The organism is Pseudonocardia sp. DxW (assembly GCF_058448985.1).
Genome location: NZ_JBZFLK010000009.1, coordinates 54,102 through 68,675 on the forward strand (window position 1 = coordinate 54,102; position 14,574 = coordinate 68,675).

Below are 14,574 nucleotides of genomic sequence, written 5' to 3' on the forward strand. Positions count from 1 at the left end.
ACGTCGCCGGGGCCGGTGACCGTGGACGACGTCACACATTCTCTACGGCCCGGATACGGGCCGTGACGCGACCCCCGTCATTGGGCCGAACGGAGCAGGACGTTCCGCGGTGTGCGCGGGGGGCGGCCGCGCCGCCGCCCCCGGCGCGCGCCGGTCAGCCGATCCAGGACTTGAGCTTCTCGAAGGTGCCGTTCACGTCGCTGGTCATCGGGTTCACGTGCAGGTGGGTGATCCCGTTCTCGCGCAGCGCCGCGATCCGCTCGCGGACGTGGCCCTCCGGGCCGATCAGCGAGACCTTGTCGATGAAGTCGTCGGGGAGGGCGGCCATCGCCTCCTCCTTCTTCCCGTCCAGGTAGAGGTCCTGGACGATCTTCGCCTCGTCCGCGTAGCCCTGCCGCGCGAAGACGGTGTTGTAGAAGTTCCGGCCGCGGGCGCCCATCCCGCCGATGTAGAGGGCGTACATGCCGCGGGCGGCCTGGCGGGCCGGCTCGAACATCTCCTCCTCGAGCGCGCAGATCCCGCCGCCGGTGATCTGCAGCGGGCCCAGCTCGGGGGCGCGCCTGGCGGAGCCGGCGTCGAGCGCGGGGCCGAACACCTCCCGGATCTTCTCCGGCAGGACGACGTGCGGCAGCCAGCCCTGGGCGAGCTCGGCCGTCATCTCCAGGTTCTTGTCGCCGAGTGCGGCGACCCAGATCGGGATGTCGGCGCGCTTCGGGTAGTTGATCAGCTTCAGCGGCTTGCCGAGGCCGGTGCCCTGCCCCTCCGGCAGCGGGATCGGGTACAGGCCCTCGTTGGTGATCCGCTCCCGCCGCCAGGTCCGGCGGCAGATGTCGATGATCTCCCGGGTGCGGGCGACCGGCTTGTCGTAGGGGACGCCGTGGAACCCCTCGATCACCTGCGGGCCCGACGCGCCGAGGCCGAGATTGAACCGGCCGCCGGACAGCGCGTCCAGCCCGGCCGCGGACATCGCCGTCAGGGTCGGGGTGCGGGAGTAAATCGGCAGGATCGCCGAGCCGATCTCGACCCGCTCGGTCCGGGCCGCGAGGTAGCCGAGCAACGAGACGGCGTCGAAGCTGTACGCCTCGGCGGCCCAGACGATGTCCAGGCCCGCCCGTTCCATGTCCGTGACCGCGTCCGCGTTGCGGATCGGGTCGTCGCCGTAGGGCAGCATCGTGGAGAGCTTCACAGCACGTGGGTAGTCCTAAGTTACTCGCGGGTCAAGTACCTGCGCCGTGAAACCCGAAGCGCGATAGGGGGGTTAGCCGCACTGCCCGGGACCCGGCGGCACGGGTGTCATGGAGCCATGACGCTCGAGGCCGCACCCCCGGACACCAGCACCCGCAGCAGCGGACCCGCTCCCATCACCGACGGCCGGCGCCCCCCGGGTGCCGCGTTCCTGGTGGGCGTGTTCGTGATCGTCCCGACCCTGGCGCTGTTCGCCGCGGTCCCGCTCGCCTGGGGCTGGGGGCTCGGCTGGGTCGACGTCGCGCTGTTCGTCGTCTTCTACGCGATCAGCGGTCTCGGTGTGACCGTCGGCTACCACCGCTACTTCACGCACGGCTCGTTCAAGGCCAAGCGCCCGCTGCGGATCGCGCTCGCGATCGCCGGCAGCCTGTCGCTGCAGGGCAGCGTGCTGGACTGGGTCGGCGACCACCGCCGGCACCACGCGTTCTCCGACAAGGAGGGCGACCCGCACTCGCCGTGGCTCTACGGCACCGGCGCCAAGGCGCTGGTCAAGGGCTTCTGGCACTCGCACCTGGGCTGGGTCTTCAATCGGGACCTGACCAACATGAAGCGGTTCGCGCCGGACCTGCTCGAGGACCGCGACATCATGCGCGTCGAGAAGGCCTTCCCGCTGATCGTCGTGGTCAGCCTGCTCGGCCCGGCGCTGATCGGCGGCCTGGTGACCATGTCCCTGTGGGGCGCGTTCACCGCGTTCATCTGGGCCGGCCTGATCCGGGTCGCGGTGCTGCACCACGTCACCTGGTCGATCAACTCGATCTGCCACATCTGGGGCGAGCGCCCCTTCGCCTCCCGCGACAAGTCCGCGAACGTCTGGTGGCTGGCGGTGCTGTCGTTCGGCGAGTCCTGGCACAACCTGCACCACGCCGACCCGACCTGCGCCCGGCACGGCGTGAAGAAGGGTCAGGTCGACATCTCGGCGGTCGTCATCCGCGGCTTCGAGAAGGCCGGCTGGGCGACCAACGTCCGCTGGCCCACCACGCGGCGCCTCGAGCGGCTGGCCGCGAAGAAGGAAGCCGCCGTGGCGGCCTGAGCCACCCCGCGTCATCCCGGCAGGGCCCCCGCAGCATCCGCTGCGGGGGCCCTGCCGTTCGTCCGGGGCTAGCGGCGGGGCCGGTTGCGGCGGGCCGGGCGCCGCCGGTCCGGGGTCCTCGCGGGTGCCGCCGGGCGCCGGTCGGTGCTGCGCGGCGGGGTGCGGGAGCTGTTCACGGTGCGCCCGCGGACGATCCCGATGAACTGCTCCATCAGCTCGGTCGTCGCGTCCTCGGGCCAGGTGAGCACCACGCCCGACGCCGGCCCGCCGGTCAGCGGCCGGTAGGTGAGGTCGCGGCGGTGGTGCAGCCGCGCCAGCGACTGCGGGACGACCAGCACGCCGACGCCCGCGGCGACCAGCTCGACCGCCTCGGCCGTCGTCGCCGGGGCGCTCACCGGCGCGCTGCCCGGCGCGGGATCGTCCCAGGTCAGCGCGGCGTCCGGTGGCCGGAGGACGATCTCGCCGGCCAGGTCGTCGACGGTGAGCTCGTCGACCGCGGTGGCGACGTGGTCCTTCCCGACGACGACCACGGTCGCCTCGGTGTAGAGCGGGATCGCGTGCAGCCCGGCCCGGTCGATCGGCAGCCGGACGACGCCGGCGTCCACCGCGCCGGACCGGACGGCGTCCTCGGCGTCGGCGACGGTCAGCCCGACCAGGTCCAGTGCGACGTCGGGCAGGCGCTCGGCCCAGATCCGTGCCCACTTGCCCGGGGTCACCCCCGGTACGTAGCCCAGGCGGAAGGAGGCGGGGGTCACCTGCCCAGGCTATCCGCCGTCCGGGCCCCGATATCCTGGGGACATGACGCGTCAGCGGTCCACCCAGACGATGAAGCCCGCCACGGCGGCGAAGAAGCTCGGGGTGTTTCTCGACGCGACCCCCGCCGAGTTCCGGGACGGGGTGATCTCGCGCGACGAGCTCGACGCCCTGCAGGCCGATCCGCCGGCCTGGCTGCGCGATCTGCGCCGGGACGGCCCGCACCCGCGGCCGGTCGTCGCGGACCGGCTCGGCGTCTCCATCTCCGGGCTGGCCCGGGCCGGGATCACCGAGCCGCTGACCACCGAGCAGATCACCGCGCTGAAGCAGGAGCAGCCGGAGTGGCTCGGCCGCGAGCGCGCCACCCGGGCGGAGTCGCAGCGCGAGGCCGCCCGGATCGCGGCCGCGCGGCCGCCGGAGCGACCCGGCAGCTGAGCCGCCGCGAATGAGGACCGGAACTGTCCTCATCGGGTGACATGGTCCGGGGGCATGACGACCTACCTGCTCGTTCCCGGTTTCTGGCTCGGCGCATCGGCGTGGGACGCGGTGGCCGCGGACCTGCGCGCCCGCGGCCACGAGGCGACCGCGGTCGAGCTCGGCCACGCGCCGGGCGACACGGCGGAGTCGCACGTGTCCGACGTGCTGGCTGCGCTGGCCGGGGCGCCCGGGCCGGTGGTGCTCGTCGGGCACAGCGGCGCGGGCCCGGTCTGCGTCGCGGCCGCCGAGCGCGCCCGGGACCCGATCGCGCGGCTGGTCCTCGTCGACACCGGGCCGCTGCCCGACGGCGTCGCCCAGATCGACTTCACCCCGCCGGAGGCGCAGGCGGCGACCCGCGCGACGCTCGCCGCGCACGGTGCTCTCCCGATGCCCCCGCGGGCCGAGCTCGACGCGGCGGGCAGCAGCACCGCCGGCATCCCGGATCCGCTGTTCGACGAGGTCCGCGCCCGTTCGCTCGCCGAGCCGGCCGGGGTGGTGCTCACCGGCGTGCGCCGGGGCGAGACCGACGAGACCCTGCCGAAGACGGTCGTGGCGTGCAGCTTCACCCCCGAGGACATCCGCCCGCTGATCGACGCCGGGGTGCCCGGCTTCGCCGAGCTGGGCGGGCCGGACTGGTCGTTCGTGTCGCTGCCGACCGGGCACTGGCCGATGCTCTCCGAGCCGGGGCGTCTCGCGGAGCTGCTCGCCGCCGGCACCTGATCCCGGCACATCCCGGCGTGCGACGCGCCGATGCCCGGGCCGGCGGACCGGCCCGGGCATCGGGGTGTCAGACGATGATCAGATGTCGTAGCGGTCGGCCGTCATGACCTTGTCCCAGGCGGCGACGAAGTCGTCGACGAACTTCTGCTTCGCGTCGTCGGAGGCGTAGACCTCGGCGACGGCGCGCAGCTCGGAGTTCGACCCGAAGACCAGGTCGGCCCGGGTGCCGGTCCACTTCACCGTACCGGAGTCGTCGACGGCCTCGAAGGCGTCGTCGTCGCCGGCCACCGAACGCCAGGTGATGCCCGGCCCCAGCAGCGTGGTGAAGAAGTCGTTCGACAGCGTGCCGACGCGCTCGGTGAGCACCCCGGCCGTCGAGCCACCGGTGTTGGCGCCCAGCACCCGCAGGCCGCCGACCAGCACGGTCATCTCCGGCGCCGTCAGGCCGAGCAGGTTCGCCCGGTCCACCAGCAGGAACTCGCCGGGCAGCGTGTGGCCCTTGCCGCGGTAGTTGCGGAAGCCGTCGGCGGTCGGCTCCAGGTAGGAGAACGACTCGACGTCGGTCTTCTCCTGGGTGGCGTCGGTCCGGCCCGGGACGAACGGCACGGTGATGTCGTACCCGCCGTCCGCGGCGGCCTTCTCGACGGCCGCGGCGCCGGCCAGCACGACCAGGTCGGCGAAGGAGATCTTCTTCCCGCCGCCGAGCGAGCCGTTGATCTCGGACTGGAGGGACTCCAGCTTCGAGATGACGGTGCGCAGCGTGTCCGGGTCGTTGACCTCCCACTGGAGCTGCGGCTCGAGGCGGATGCGCCCGCCATTGGCCCCACCGCGCTTGTCGGACTGGCGGAACGACGAGGCCGCGGCCCAGGCGGTCTTGACCAGGTCGGTCACCGGCAGGCCGGACTCCAGCACCTTCGCCTTGATCGAGGCGACGTCGTCGGCGTCCACCAGCGGGTGGTCGACGGCGGGCACCGGGTCCTGCCAGAGCAGCTCCTCGGTCGGGACCCAGGCGCCGATGTAGCGCTCCTTCGGGCCCATGTCGCGGTGCGTCAGCTTGTACCAGGCGCGGCGGTAGGTGTCCTCGAACTCGGACGGGTTGTCCAGCCAGCGGCGGGTGATCTCGCCGTAGACCGGGTCGACCCGCAGCGCGACGTCGGTGACCAGCATCCGCGGCTTGCGGTTCGGGTAGCCGGGCTCCGGGTCGGGGATGATCTCCGGGGCGTCCTTGGCGACGAACTGCTTGGCGCCGGCCGGCGACTGCTCCAGCTCCCACTCGTAGGCGTAGAGGTGCTTGAGGTAGTCGTGGCTCCACCGGTTCGGGGTGCGGGTCCAGATGACCTCGAGCCCGGAGGTGATGGCGTCGCGGCCCTTGCCGCTGCCGTAGTTCTGCTTCCAGCCCAGGCCCTGCTCGGTGATGTCGGCGGCCTCCGGCTCCGGGCCGACGTTGCCGTTCTCGTCCGGGTTCGCGGCGCCGTGCGTCTTGCCGAGGGTGTGCCCGCCGACGATGAGCGCGGCGGTCTCCGCGTCGTTCATCGCCATCCGGCCGAAGGTCTCGCGGATGTCGCGGGCCGCGGCGATCGGGTCACCGCTGGCGTCCGGGCCCTCCGGGTTGACGTAGATCAGGCCCATGTGCGACGCGCCGAGCGGCTTCTCCAGCTCGCGGTGCGCGATGTCGGTGTTGCCGCCGTAGCGCGCGTCGTTGCCCAGCCACTCCTTCTCGGAGCCCCAGTAGACGTCCTCCTCCGGCTCCCAGACGTCGGCGCGGCCACCGGCGAAGCCGAACATCGGGAAACCGGAGATCTCGTGGGCGCGGTTGCCCGCGAAGACCATCAGGTCGGCCCAGGAGACCTTGCGGCCCCACTTCTGCTTGACCGGCCACAGCAGCCGGCGCGCCTTGTCCAGGTTGCCGTTGTCCGGCCAGCTGTTCAGCGGCGCGAACCGCTGCATGCCGGCGCCGGCGCCGCCGCGGCCGTCGAAGGTCCGGTAGGTGCCCGCGGAGTGCCAGGCCATCCGGATGAAGAACCCGGCGTAGCTGCCGTGGTCGGCCGGCCACCAGTCCTGCGAGGTGGTGATGACGGCGTCGACGTCGCGCGCCAGCTCGTCGAGGTCGACGGTCGCGAACTCCTTCGCGTAGTCGAAGTCCGGCTCCATCGGGTCGGACGCCGGGCTGTGCTTGCGGAGGATCTTCAGGTTGAGCTGGTTCGGCCACCAGTCCTGGTTGCTCCCGCCCTCGGTGGGGTGGGCGATGCGGCCGTGAGCGACGGGGCAGCCCCCGTCCTCCTCACGGTTCATCTCGGCCTCGACGGTGACGTGCTCGTCAGACACGGGCACTCCTTCCAGGATCTGTGGTGGTGGTGGAGCAGGCGGGGCAACGGCCCCAGTAGACGACCTCGGCCTCGTCGATCACGAAGCCGCTGTCGTCGGACGCGGTGAGGCAGGGCGTGTGGCCGACGGCGCAGTCGACGTCGGCGATGGCCCCGCAGGATCGGCAGACCACGTGGTGGTGGTTGTCGCCGACCCGGGCCTCGTACCTCGCGACGGAGCCCGACGGCTGGATGCGCCGCACGAGACCGGCCCCGGTGAGGGCCCGCAGGACGTCGTAGACGGCCTGGTGGGACACCTCGCCGAGGTCCGACCGCACGACCCGGATGATCGTGTCCGTGTCCGCGTGCGGATGGGTGTGCACGGCGTGCAGCACGGCCAGCCGGGGGCGCGTCACGCGCAGCGCGGCTCCGCGCAACATGCCCTCGTGGTCCGAAGCGATCGACACGGGTCGAGCCTGCCCACTTTTCTGGAACAGGTCAAGTTTCGGCGTGTCTCATTTTCAGACGGTGCTGCGTTCCCGGCCGGCCCAGTGCGGCGCCCGCAGGTCCTTCTTGAGGATCTTGCCGGTCGCGTTGCGCGGCAGCTCGTCCAGCACGTCGACCGTCTTCGGGCACTTGAACGAGGCCAGGTGCTCGTGGGCGTAGGCGATCAGCGCCTCCGGGTCGACGGTCGCCCCCGGCGCGGCCACCACGCACGCCTTCGGGACCTCGCCCCAGCGCTCGTCCGGCACGCCGATCACCGCGACGTCGCCGACCGAGGGATGCTCGGCCAGCACCCGCTCGATCTCGGCCGGGTACACGTTCTCCCCGCCGGAGACGATCATGTCCTTGATCCGGTCGGTGATGAAGACGTACCCGTCGGCGTCGACGTGCCCGCCGTCGCCGGACCGGAGCCAGCCGTCCGGGGTGATCGCCGACGCGGTCGCCTCCGGCTTCTGCCAGTACCCGCTCATCAGCTGGTCGGTCCGCACCCAGATCTCGCCGGGCTGGTCGGTGCCGAGCCGGTCGCCGGTCGCCGGGTCCCGGACCTCGATCGTGACGCCGCTGATCGGCGTGCCCGCCGAGACCAGCCGGTGCGCCAGGGCCGGATCGGCGTGGTCCCCGGGGCCCAGCGAGGTGACCACGCCGCACGCCTCGGTCATCCCGTACACCTGGTGCAGCCGCGGGCCGAACAGCTCCAGCGACGCCCGGAGCACCGGCAGCGGCATCGGCGAGGCGCCGTAGGAGATCGCGCGCAGCGACGAGTAGTCGCGGTCCGCCGCGCCGGGCACCTGGGTCATCGCGCCCATCAGCGCGGGCACCCAGAACGTGTGCGTGATCCGCTGCTCGGCCACCATGTCCAGCAGGGCCGCCGGATCGGGCATCCGGGCCATCACGATCCGCGCGCCCTGGGCGAGCGCGACGAAGGCGTAGCTCGTGCCGCCCACGTGGAACAGCGGCATCGCCACCTGCACCACGTCGGCCGGGCCCAGCTCGAAGTCGGCGGCCACGTGCGCGGCGTGCGCCAGCATCCCGGCGTGGGTGAGCATCGCGCCCTTCGGGAAGCCGGTCGTCCCCGAGGTGTAGAGCTGCACGAAGCAGTCGTCCGGCGCGGCGTCGTAGGGCTCGGTGTCCGGCTCGTGGGCGGCCAGGAACGCCTCGTACTCGTCGGTGTCGCCGCCCACCGGGAGCACCCGCTGCACGGTGTCCAGCTTGTCCCGCAGCCCGGCCGCCGCCGCGGCGAACTCGGGGCCGACGACCAGCAGCCGCGCCTGCGCGTCGTTGATCACGTAGAGGATCTCCGGCGGGGCGAGCCGGAAGTTGACCACCGCGTTGGCCGCGCCGATCCGGGCGCAGGCCAGCGAGAGCTCCAGGCACGACGGGTGGTTGAGATCGAGCACCGCGATCCGGTCGCCGGGGCCGATCCCCTCGGCCCGCAGCGCCGCGGCGAGCCGGCGGACCCGCTCGTCGAGCTCGGCCCAGGTGCGCACGACCCCGCCGAACCGCAGGGCCTCGTCGTCCGGCCGTTCGGAGGCGTGCCGCTGCAGCAGGGACGAGACGGTGCTGTTCGGGTCGATCACGAGGTAGCTCCCTTGCGACTCGGTCGTGCGTGTGACGCACGCCATCCTGTCCGTTCCGTCCGCCCCGCACCAGGGGGTCGGCCGGCCTGTGGACAACTCCGGTGCGCCCCGCCTCGGCCGGGTCGCCGGCGCTGGGTCAGGATGGCCCGGCACGCGGTGTCCGGGCGCGAGCCCGGGACCGGCTGAGAGCGGCGGAAGGGCCTGGAGTGCAGGAGACGGCACCGGCCGGACCCGGCCGGATCACCGTGGAAGGTCTGGGCAAGCGGTTCGGGCCGGTGGAGGCGGTGCACGACCTGAGCTTCACCGTCGAGCCCGGATCGGTGACCGGGTTTCTCGGGCCGAACGGCTCCGGCAAGACGACGACGCTACGGATGATCCTCGGCCTGGTCCGGCCGAGCGCGGGCCGGGCGCTGGTCGACGGCGTCCCGTACGGCGCGCTGGACTCGCCCGGCCGGGTGGTCGGCGCCGTGCTGGAGGTCCAGGGGGTGCACCCGAAGCGGACCGCGCGGGCGCACCTGCGGGCCGCCGCGGCCGCGATCGGCGTCCCCGACACCCGGGTCGACGAGGTGCTCGCCCTGGTCGGCCTGGCGGCGGCCGGCGACCGCCCGGCCGGCGGGTTCTCGCTGGGGATGAACCAGCGGCTGGCGCTGGCCGCCGCGCTGCTGGGCGATCCGCGGATCCTGGTGCTCGACGAGCCGGGCAACGGCCTCGACCCGGACGGCATCGCCTGGCTGCGGTCGTTCCTCAACGCCTTCGCGGCGTCCGGGCGCAGCGTGCTCGTGTCGTCGCACCAGCTCGCCGAGATGGAGCTGACCGCCCAGCGGCTGGTCGTCATCGACCGCGGCCGGTGCCGGTTCGACGGCGAGGTCGCCGAGCTGCGTGCCGGGCACGACGCCCGGGTGCTGGTCCGCGCCGCCGACCCGGTCCGGCTGGCCGAGGCGCTCGCCGCCGCCGGGATCACCGAGATCGACCGGATCGACGACGGGCGGCTGGCCGTGGCCGGCGCCGACGGCGTGCGGGTCGGCGACCTCGCGCTCGCGGCGGGCGTCGCGGTGCACGGGCTGACCGAGGAACGGGTCGGCCTGGAGCAGATGTTCCTGCGGCTGCTCGCCGGGGAGGAGATCGGATGACCGTCGGTGCCCCGCACCGCTGGATGGCGGTGCTGCACGCGGAGATCCGCCGGACCCTGTCGGTGCGGCTGTGGTGGCTGATGCTGATCCCGGTGCTGCTGCTCGCGCTGGCGATGAGCCTGTTCGGCAGCCTGATCACGCTGCTCGTCCCGGCGGCGACCGAGACGTCGTCGATCCTGCTGCTCACCGGGATGGCCTCGACGCTGAGCATGACCACCGTCGTCGGCGCCGCGTTCGGTGCGCTGCTCGCCGCCGGCGAGTTCCGGCACCGGACGGTCACCCTCGCCTACCTGACCGGCGCGCGGACCCAGGTGCTGGGCGCGAAGGTGGTGGTCGGCGCCGTCGTCGCCGGGATCTACGGGCTGGTCGTCGCGCTGCTCGGACCGCTGCTCGGCGGCGCCGTGCTCGGCGGCCAGCAGCTCCCGGGCTGGGGCCAGCTGGCCGGGCTCGGCGCGGTCGGGGTGCTGGTCTGCGCACTGTGGGGCGGGCTCGGGGTGGCGATCGGGACGCTCGTGCCGAACCAGGCCGGCGCGGTCGCGCTCACCGTCGGCTACCTGCTGCTCGGCGAGAACATGATCGCCGGGGCGCTGCGCGCCGGCGAGTCGTCGTTCGGCGACCCGTCGGTGTTCGCCCGGCTCACCCCGTTCCTGCCCGGCAACGCCGGCGACGTGGCGCTCTACGAGGCACCGGTCCGGACCGCCGGCGCCGGCACCGACGGCCGGATGGTGCTGGAGTTCCTCGCCGGGGTCAGCGCGCCGCCGCCCGGCTGGGTGGCGCTGCTGGTGCTGCTCGCCTGGACCGCCGCCGGGGTCGCGCTCGCGGTCGTCGTCGGCGGGCGGCGGGACATCACGTGACCAGCACCTGACCAGCAGCCCGGCCGGACCGGCAGGCTTTCTGTCGGGGGTCGGGCATAGCCTGATCCACGTGTCCCGTCCCCCGCACGACGATCCGGCCCGGCCGGGCTGGATCCGCCGCCTCGCGCAGGCCTGCCTGCGGCACCGCCGCGTCACCCTCGGCGCGCTCGCCGCCTCGATGGCCGGCGTCGGGCTGGAGGCAGTCGGCCCGCTGGTGATCCGCGAGGGCGTCAACGGTGTCGTTGCCGGCGACACCGGGGTCCTGCTGCCGGCGGTGCTCGCGCTGCTGGTGCTGGGCGTCGTGAAGTTCGCCGGCGCCTTCGTGCGCCGCTACCTCGGCGGCAAGATGGCGCTGAACGTCCAGCACGACCTGCGCCGCGCGGTGTTCGCCGCGGTGCAGCGGATGGACGGGGTGCGGCAGGACCGGTTGCGCACCGGGCAGGTCGCCTCCCGGTCGATCTCGGACCTGCAGCTCGTGCAGGGCTTCCTGTCGATGGTGCCGCTGTCGGCGGGCACCGTGGTGCTGGTCGTCGTCGCGATCGCGGCGATGCTGTGGCTGTCCCCGCTGCTCACGGTGATCGCGCTGGTCATGCTGCCGGTGGCGTTCCTGGCGACCAACCGGATCCGGCGCGCGCTGTTCCCGGCGACCTGGTCGGCCCAGCAGCGGGCCGCCGAGATCGCCCAGCAGGTCGAGGAGACCGTCACCGGCGTCCGGGTGGTGAAGGGCTTCGGCCAGGAGGCGCGCGAGACCGCCGAGCTGGAGCGCCGGGCGCACCGGCTCTACGGCGAGCGGCTGCGCGCCGCCGGGCTGACCGCCCGGCTCAATCCGGCGCTGCTGGCGCTGCCGGGCCTCGGTCAGGTCGCGGTGATCGGGGTCGGCGGGCTCATGGCCGCCCGCGGCTCGATCGATCTCGGCACCTTCCTGGCCTTCACCGCCTACGTCGGGATGCTGGTCGGGCCGGCCCGGCTGATCGGCGCGCTGGTGGTCACCGGCCAGCTCACCCGGGCCGCCGCGGAGCGGGTCTACGAGATCGTCGACGCCGAGTCCGAGATCGTGGACCCGGCCGAGCCCCGCGAGCTGCCGGCCGGGCCGCTGGCCGTCGAGCTCGACGCGGTGCGGTTCGGCTACGAACCGGCGGGTTCCGGGCCGGACGGGCACGCCGCACCCGATCCGGTGCTCGACGAGCTGTCGCTGCGGGTCGAGCCGGGGGAGACGCTCGCGCTGGTCGGGCCTGCCGGCTCCGGCAAGTCGACGGTCGCGCTGCTGCTCCCGCGCTTCTACGACCCGCAGGCCGGGGCGCTCCGGATCGGCGGCGTCGACCTGCGGGAGCTGCGGCTGCACGACCTGCGGGCCGAGCTGGGGGTGGTGTTCGAGGAGGCGTTCCTGTTCTCCGACACGATCCGCAACAACATCGCCTACGGCAGGCCGGACGCGGGGGAGGACGAGATCCGGGCCGCCGCCGAGGCGGCGCAGGTCGCCGCGTTCGTCGAGGACCTGCCCGACGGCTACGACACCGAGGTCGGCGAGCGCGGGCTGACCCTGTCCGGCGGCCAGCGGCAGCGGATCGCGCTGGCCCGCGCGATGCTGTCGAAGCCGCGGGTGCTGGTGCTCGACGACGCGACGTCCGCGGTGGACACGGCGACCGAGGCGGCGATCCACGAGACGCTGCACGAGCTGACCGCACAGCGCACCACCCTGCTGGTGGCGCACCGCCGCTCGACGCTCGCGCTGGCCGACCGGATCGCGGTGCTCGACCGCGGCCGGGTGGTCGACATCGGCACCGAGGACGAGCTGCGCGGCCGATGTCCGCTCTTCCGGGAGCTGCTGGCCACCGGATCGGTCGACGAGCTGGGCGGCGCCGCCCGGCGCGAGCCCGGCGGCCCGGGCGACGGCCGGGGGCCCGGTGACCCGGCGGCCGCGCTCGGTCCGGCGGCCACCGCGGGCACCGCGACCACCGCGGGCACCCCTGATGCCGGGGCCGCCGTGACCGCGGGCACCCCGGAGCTGTGGCCGGCGACCGCGGAGGCGGCGGCCGACCCGGACCGGGCGCTCGGCCGGGAGGCGGGCGGCGGCGCCGCCGGCTGGGCCGGCTCGGTGAGCGCCACCCCGGAGCTGCTGGAGGCGGTCGCGAAGCTGCCCCCGCCCACCGAGTCGCCGCGGCTGCGCGGCGGCGGCGACCCGACCGCGCCGGACCCGGACTTCCGGCTGGCGTCGCTGCTGCGGCCGGTGCGTCCGCTGCTCGTGCTGGGCATCGCGCTGATGGCCGCCGACGCGCTGGCCACGCTCGCCCTGCCCACCCTGGCGCGGGTCGCCGTCGACTCCGGCATCGTCGACGGGGCGACCCGGGTGCTGGTCGTCGCGGCGCTGGTCGGGCTGCTGATCGTGCTGATCGACGCCGTCGTCGTCGGGTTCCAGACACTGGTCACCGCCCGGGCCGGTGAGAGCCTGCTCTACCTGCTGCGGATCCGCAGCTACGCGCACCTGCAGCGGCTCGGCCTCGACTACTACGAGCGCGAGCTCTCCGGCCGGATCATGACCCGGATGACCACCGACGTCGACGCGCTGTCGACGTTCCTGCAGACCGGTCTCGCGCAGGCCGTGGTCAGCCTGCTGACCATCGCCGGCGTCGCGGTGGCGCTGGTGCTGACCGACGCCGAGCTGGCGCTCTACGCCCTGGGCTGGCTGCTGCCGCTGCTGCTGGCCGGCACCGTGGTGTTCCGCCGCTACTCCTCGCGGGCCTACGCCGAGGCCCGGGAACGGGTCAGCGTGGTCAACGCCGACCTGCAGGAGAACGTCACCGGCGTCCGGATCGCGCAGGCCTACGTGCGCGAGGAGCTCAGCTACGACCGGTTCGGCGAGCGCTCGGACGCCTACCGCCGGTCCCGGCTGCGGGCCCAGCGCTACATCGCCACCTACTTCCCGTTCGTCGCGCTGCTCTCCGACGTCGCGACCGCGGTGGTGCTCGGCATCGGCGGCGCCCGGATCGCCGCCGGCGAGATGACGCCCGGCGTGCTGTTCGCGTTCCTGCTGTACCTGACCCTGTTCTTCGGCCCCGTCCAGCAGCTGTCCCAGGTGTTCGACGGCTACCAGCAGGCCCGGGTCGGGCTGAACCGGATCTCCGAGCTGCTGCGCACCCCCACCTCGGTGCCCGACCGGGCCGGTCGCGGCGGCGACCTGGAGCCGGTCGAGGTGCCGGAACGGCTGCGCGGCGAGGTGGAGCTGGACCACGTCACCTTCCGCTACGCCGGGGTGGACCGTCCGGCGCTGGACGACGTCTCGCTGCGGGTCGCGCCCGGCGAGACGGTGGCGCTGGTCGGGGCGACCGGCGCCGGGAAGTCCACGCTGATCAAGCTGCTGGCCCGGTTCTACGACACCGGCGAGGGGCAGGTACGGGTCGACGGGGTCGACGTCCGCCGCTACCCGCTCGCCGGGTACCGCTCCCGGCTCGGCGTCGTCCCGCAGGAGGCGCACCTGTTCACCGGCGACGTCGCGTCCAACATCGCGTACGGGCGGCCGGACGCCTCGCCCGCCGCGATCGAGGCGGCGGCCCGTGCGGTCGGCGCGCTCGACCTGGTGCGGTCGCTGCCCGCGGGGTTCCGCACCCCGGTCGGGGAGCGCGGGCAGGGGCTGTCGGCCGGGCAGCGCCAGCTGGTCGCGCTGGCCAGGGCCGAGCTGGTCGACCCGGACGTGCTGATCTTCGACGAGGCCACGGCCGCGCTGGACCCGGCGACCGAGGCCACCGTGCTGGCCGCCGGGGAGCGGGTGTCCTCGCGGCGCACCGCGTTCGTGGTGGCGCACCGGTTGCAGACCGCCCGCCGGTCGGACCGGATCGTCGTGCTGGCCGACGGGCGGGTCGCCGAGCAGGGCACGCACGACGAGCTGGTCTGGGCCGGGGGCCGCTACGCCGCGCTGTGGCGGGCCGGCGAGCTGGAACCGGAGCCGGACAGCCCGCTGGCCACCCGGCCCTGAGCAGGGCCGGG

General features: G+C 74.0%; 11 protein-coding genes. 6 read left to right on the plus strand and 5 right to left on the minus strand.

Annotation, left to right across the window (positions count from 1 at the left end; all coding sequences use genetic code 11):
* Positions 1 to 154 precede the first annotated feature (154 nt).
* Entirely contained in the window at positions 155 to 1,186 is a 1,032-nt protein-coding gene (locus ACVJO7_RS15690) for an LLM class F420-dependent oxidoreductase (RefSeq protein WP_491673484.1), read from the minus strand.
* Between the two features lie 117 nt (positions 1,187 to 1,303).
* On the opposite strand from ACVJO7_RS15690, the gene ACVJO7_RS15695 reads away from it, so the two are divergent.
* Positions 1,304 to 2,275 carry an acyl-CoA desaturase gene (locus ACVJO7_RS15695; protein ID WP_344029709.1) on the plus strand — a complete coding sequence of 324 codons (972 nt, stop codon included), beginning with the start codon at positions 1,304 to 1,306 and terminating at the stop codon, positions 2,273 to 2,275.
* A 68-nt stretch (positions 2,276 to 2,343) separates the two neighbouring features.
* Here ACVJO7_RS15695 and ACVJO7_RS15700 read toward each other — a convergent pair whose 3' ends face one another.
* The gene (locus ACVJO7_RS15700; RefSeq protein ID WP_491673485.1) at positions 2,344 to 3,030 is read right to left on the minus strand and encodes a LysR substrate-binding domain-containing protein; all 687 of its coding nucleotides are present in this window, start codon (positions 3,028 to 3,030) and stop codon (positions 2,344 to 2,346) included.
* A 43-nt stretch (positions 3,031 to 3,073) separates the two neighbouring features.
* Between ACVJO7_RS15700 and ACVJO7_RS15705 the strand changes: the two genes are divergently transcribed.
* Complete coding sequence (locus tag ACVJO7_RS15705; protein ID WP_344029714.1) at positions 3,074 to 3,463, plus strand: DUF5997 family protein; 390 nt, start codon at positions 3,074 to 3,076, stop codon at positions 3,461 to 3,463.
* A gap of 54 nt (positions 3,464 to 3,517) precedes the next feature.
* Positions 3,518 to 4,225 (plus strand): alpha/beta fold hydrolase, encoded by a 708-nt coding sequence (locus ACVJO7_RS15710; protein ID WP_491673486.1) that lies wholly within the window; start codon positions 3,518 to 3,520, stop codon positions 4,223 to 4,225.
* 78 nt (positions 4,226 to 4,303) lie between these two features.
* On the opposite strand, the gene katG is transcribed toward ACVJO7_RS15710, so the two are convergent.
* From katG to ACVJO7_RS15725, 3 genes are read right to left on the minus strand one after another with little or no spacing between them, the layout of a single operon-like run.
* Positions 4,304 to 6,550, minus strand: a complete 2,247-nt coding sequence (katG, locus tag ACVJO7_RS15715; RefSeq protein WP_491673487.1) for a catalase/peroxidase HPI — start codon at positions 6,548 to 6,550, stop codon at positions 4,304 to 4,306.
* On the minus strand, positions 6,543 to 6,995 hold the full coding sequence (locus tag ACVJO7_RS15720) for a Fur family transcriptional regulator (protein WP_344029721.1): 453 nt from the start codon (positions 6,993 to 6,995) through the stop codon (positions 6,543 to 6,545). The genes katG and ACVJO7_RS15720 overlap by 8 nt, the downstream gene beginning before the upstream one ends.
* 54 nt (positions 6,996 to 7,049) lie before the next feature.
* On the minus strand, positions 7,050 to 8,609 hold the full coding sequence (locus ACVJO7_RS15725; RefSeq protein WP_491673488.1) for a long-chain-fatty-acid--CoA ligase: 1,560 nt from the start codon (positions 8,607 to 8,609) through the stop codon (positions 7,050 to 7,052).
* Between the two features lie 206 nt (positions 8,610 to 8,815).
* On the opposite strand from ACVJO7_RS15725, the gene ACVJO7_RS15730 reads away from it, so the two are divergent.
* From ACVJO7_RS15730 to ACVJO7_RS15740, 3 genes are all read left to right on the plus strand, one after another.
* Positions 8,816 to 9,739 carry an ATP-binding cassette domain-containing protein gene (locus ACVJO7_RS15730; RefSeq protein WP_344029727.1) on the plus strand — a complete coding sequence of 308 codons (924 nt, stop codon included), beginning with the start codon at positions 8,816 to 8,818 and terminating at the stop codon, positions 9,737 to 9,739.
* Complete coding sequence (locus tag ACVJO7_RS15735; protein WP_344029730.1) at positions 9,736 to 10,593, plus strand: hypothetical protein; 858 nt, start codon at positions 9,736 to 9,738, stop codon at positions 10,591 to 10,593. Before ACVJO7_RS15730 ends, ACVJO7_RS15735 begins: the two co-directional genes overlap by 4 nt.
* Before the next feature lie 61 nt (positions 10,594 to 10,654).
* Positions 10,655 to 14,563, plus strand: a complete 3,909-nt coding sequence (locus ACVJO7_RS15740; RefSeq protein ID WP_491673627.1) for an ABC transporter ATP-binding protein — start codon at positions 10,655 to 10,657, stop codon at positions 14,561 to 14,563.
* Positions 14,564 to 14,574: the final 11 nt, after the last annotated feature.

Excerpts from the sequence above, each read along its gene's own strand:
- ACVJO7_RS15695 (WP_344029709.1), top strand. The coding sequence starts at position 1,304 with ATGACGCTCGAGGCCGCACCCCCGGACACCAGCACCCGCAGCAGCGGA.
- ACVJO7_RS15705 (WP_344029714.1), top strand. The coding sequence starts at position 3,074 with ATGACGCGTCAGCGGTCCACCCAGACGATGAAGCCCGCCACGGCGGCG.
- ACVJO7_RS15710 (WP_491673486.1), top strand. The coding sequence starts at position 3,518 with ATGACGACCTACCTGCTCGTTCCCGGTTTCTGGCTCGGCGCATCGGCG.
- ACVJO7_RS15735 (WP_344029730.1), top strand. The coding sequence starts at position 9,736 with ATGACCGTCGGTGCCCCGCACCGCTGGATGGCGGTGCTGCACGCGGAG.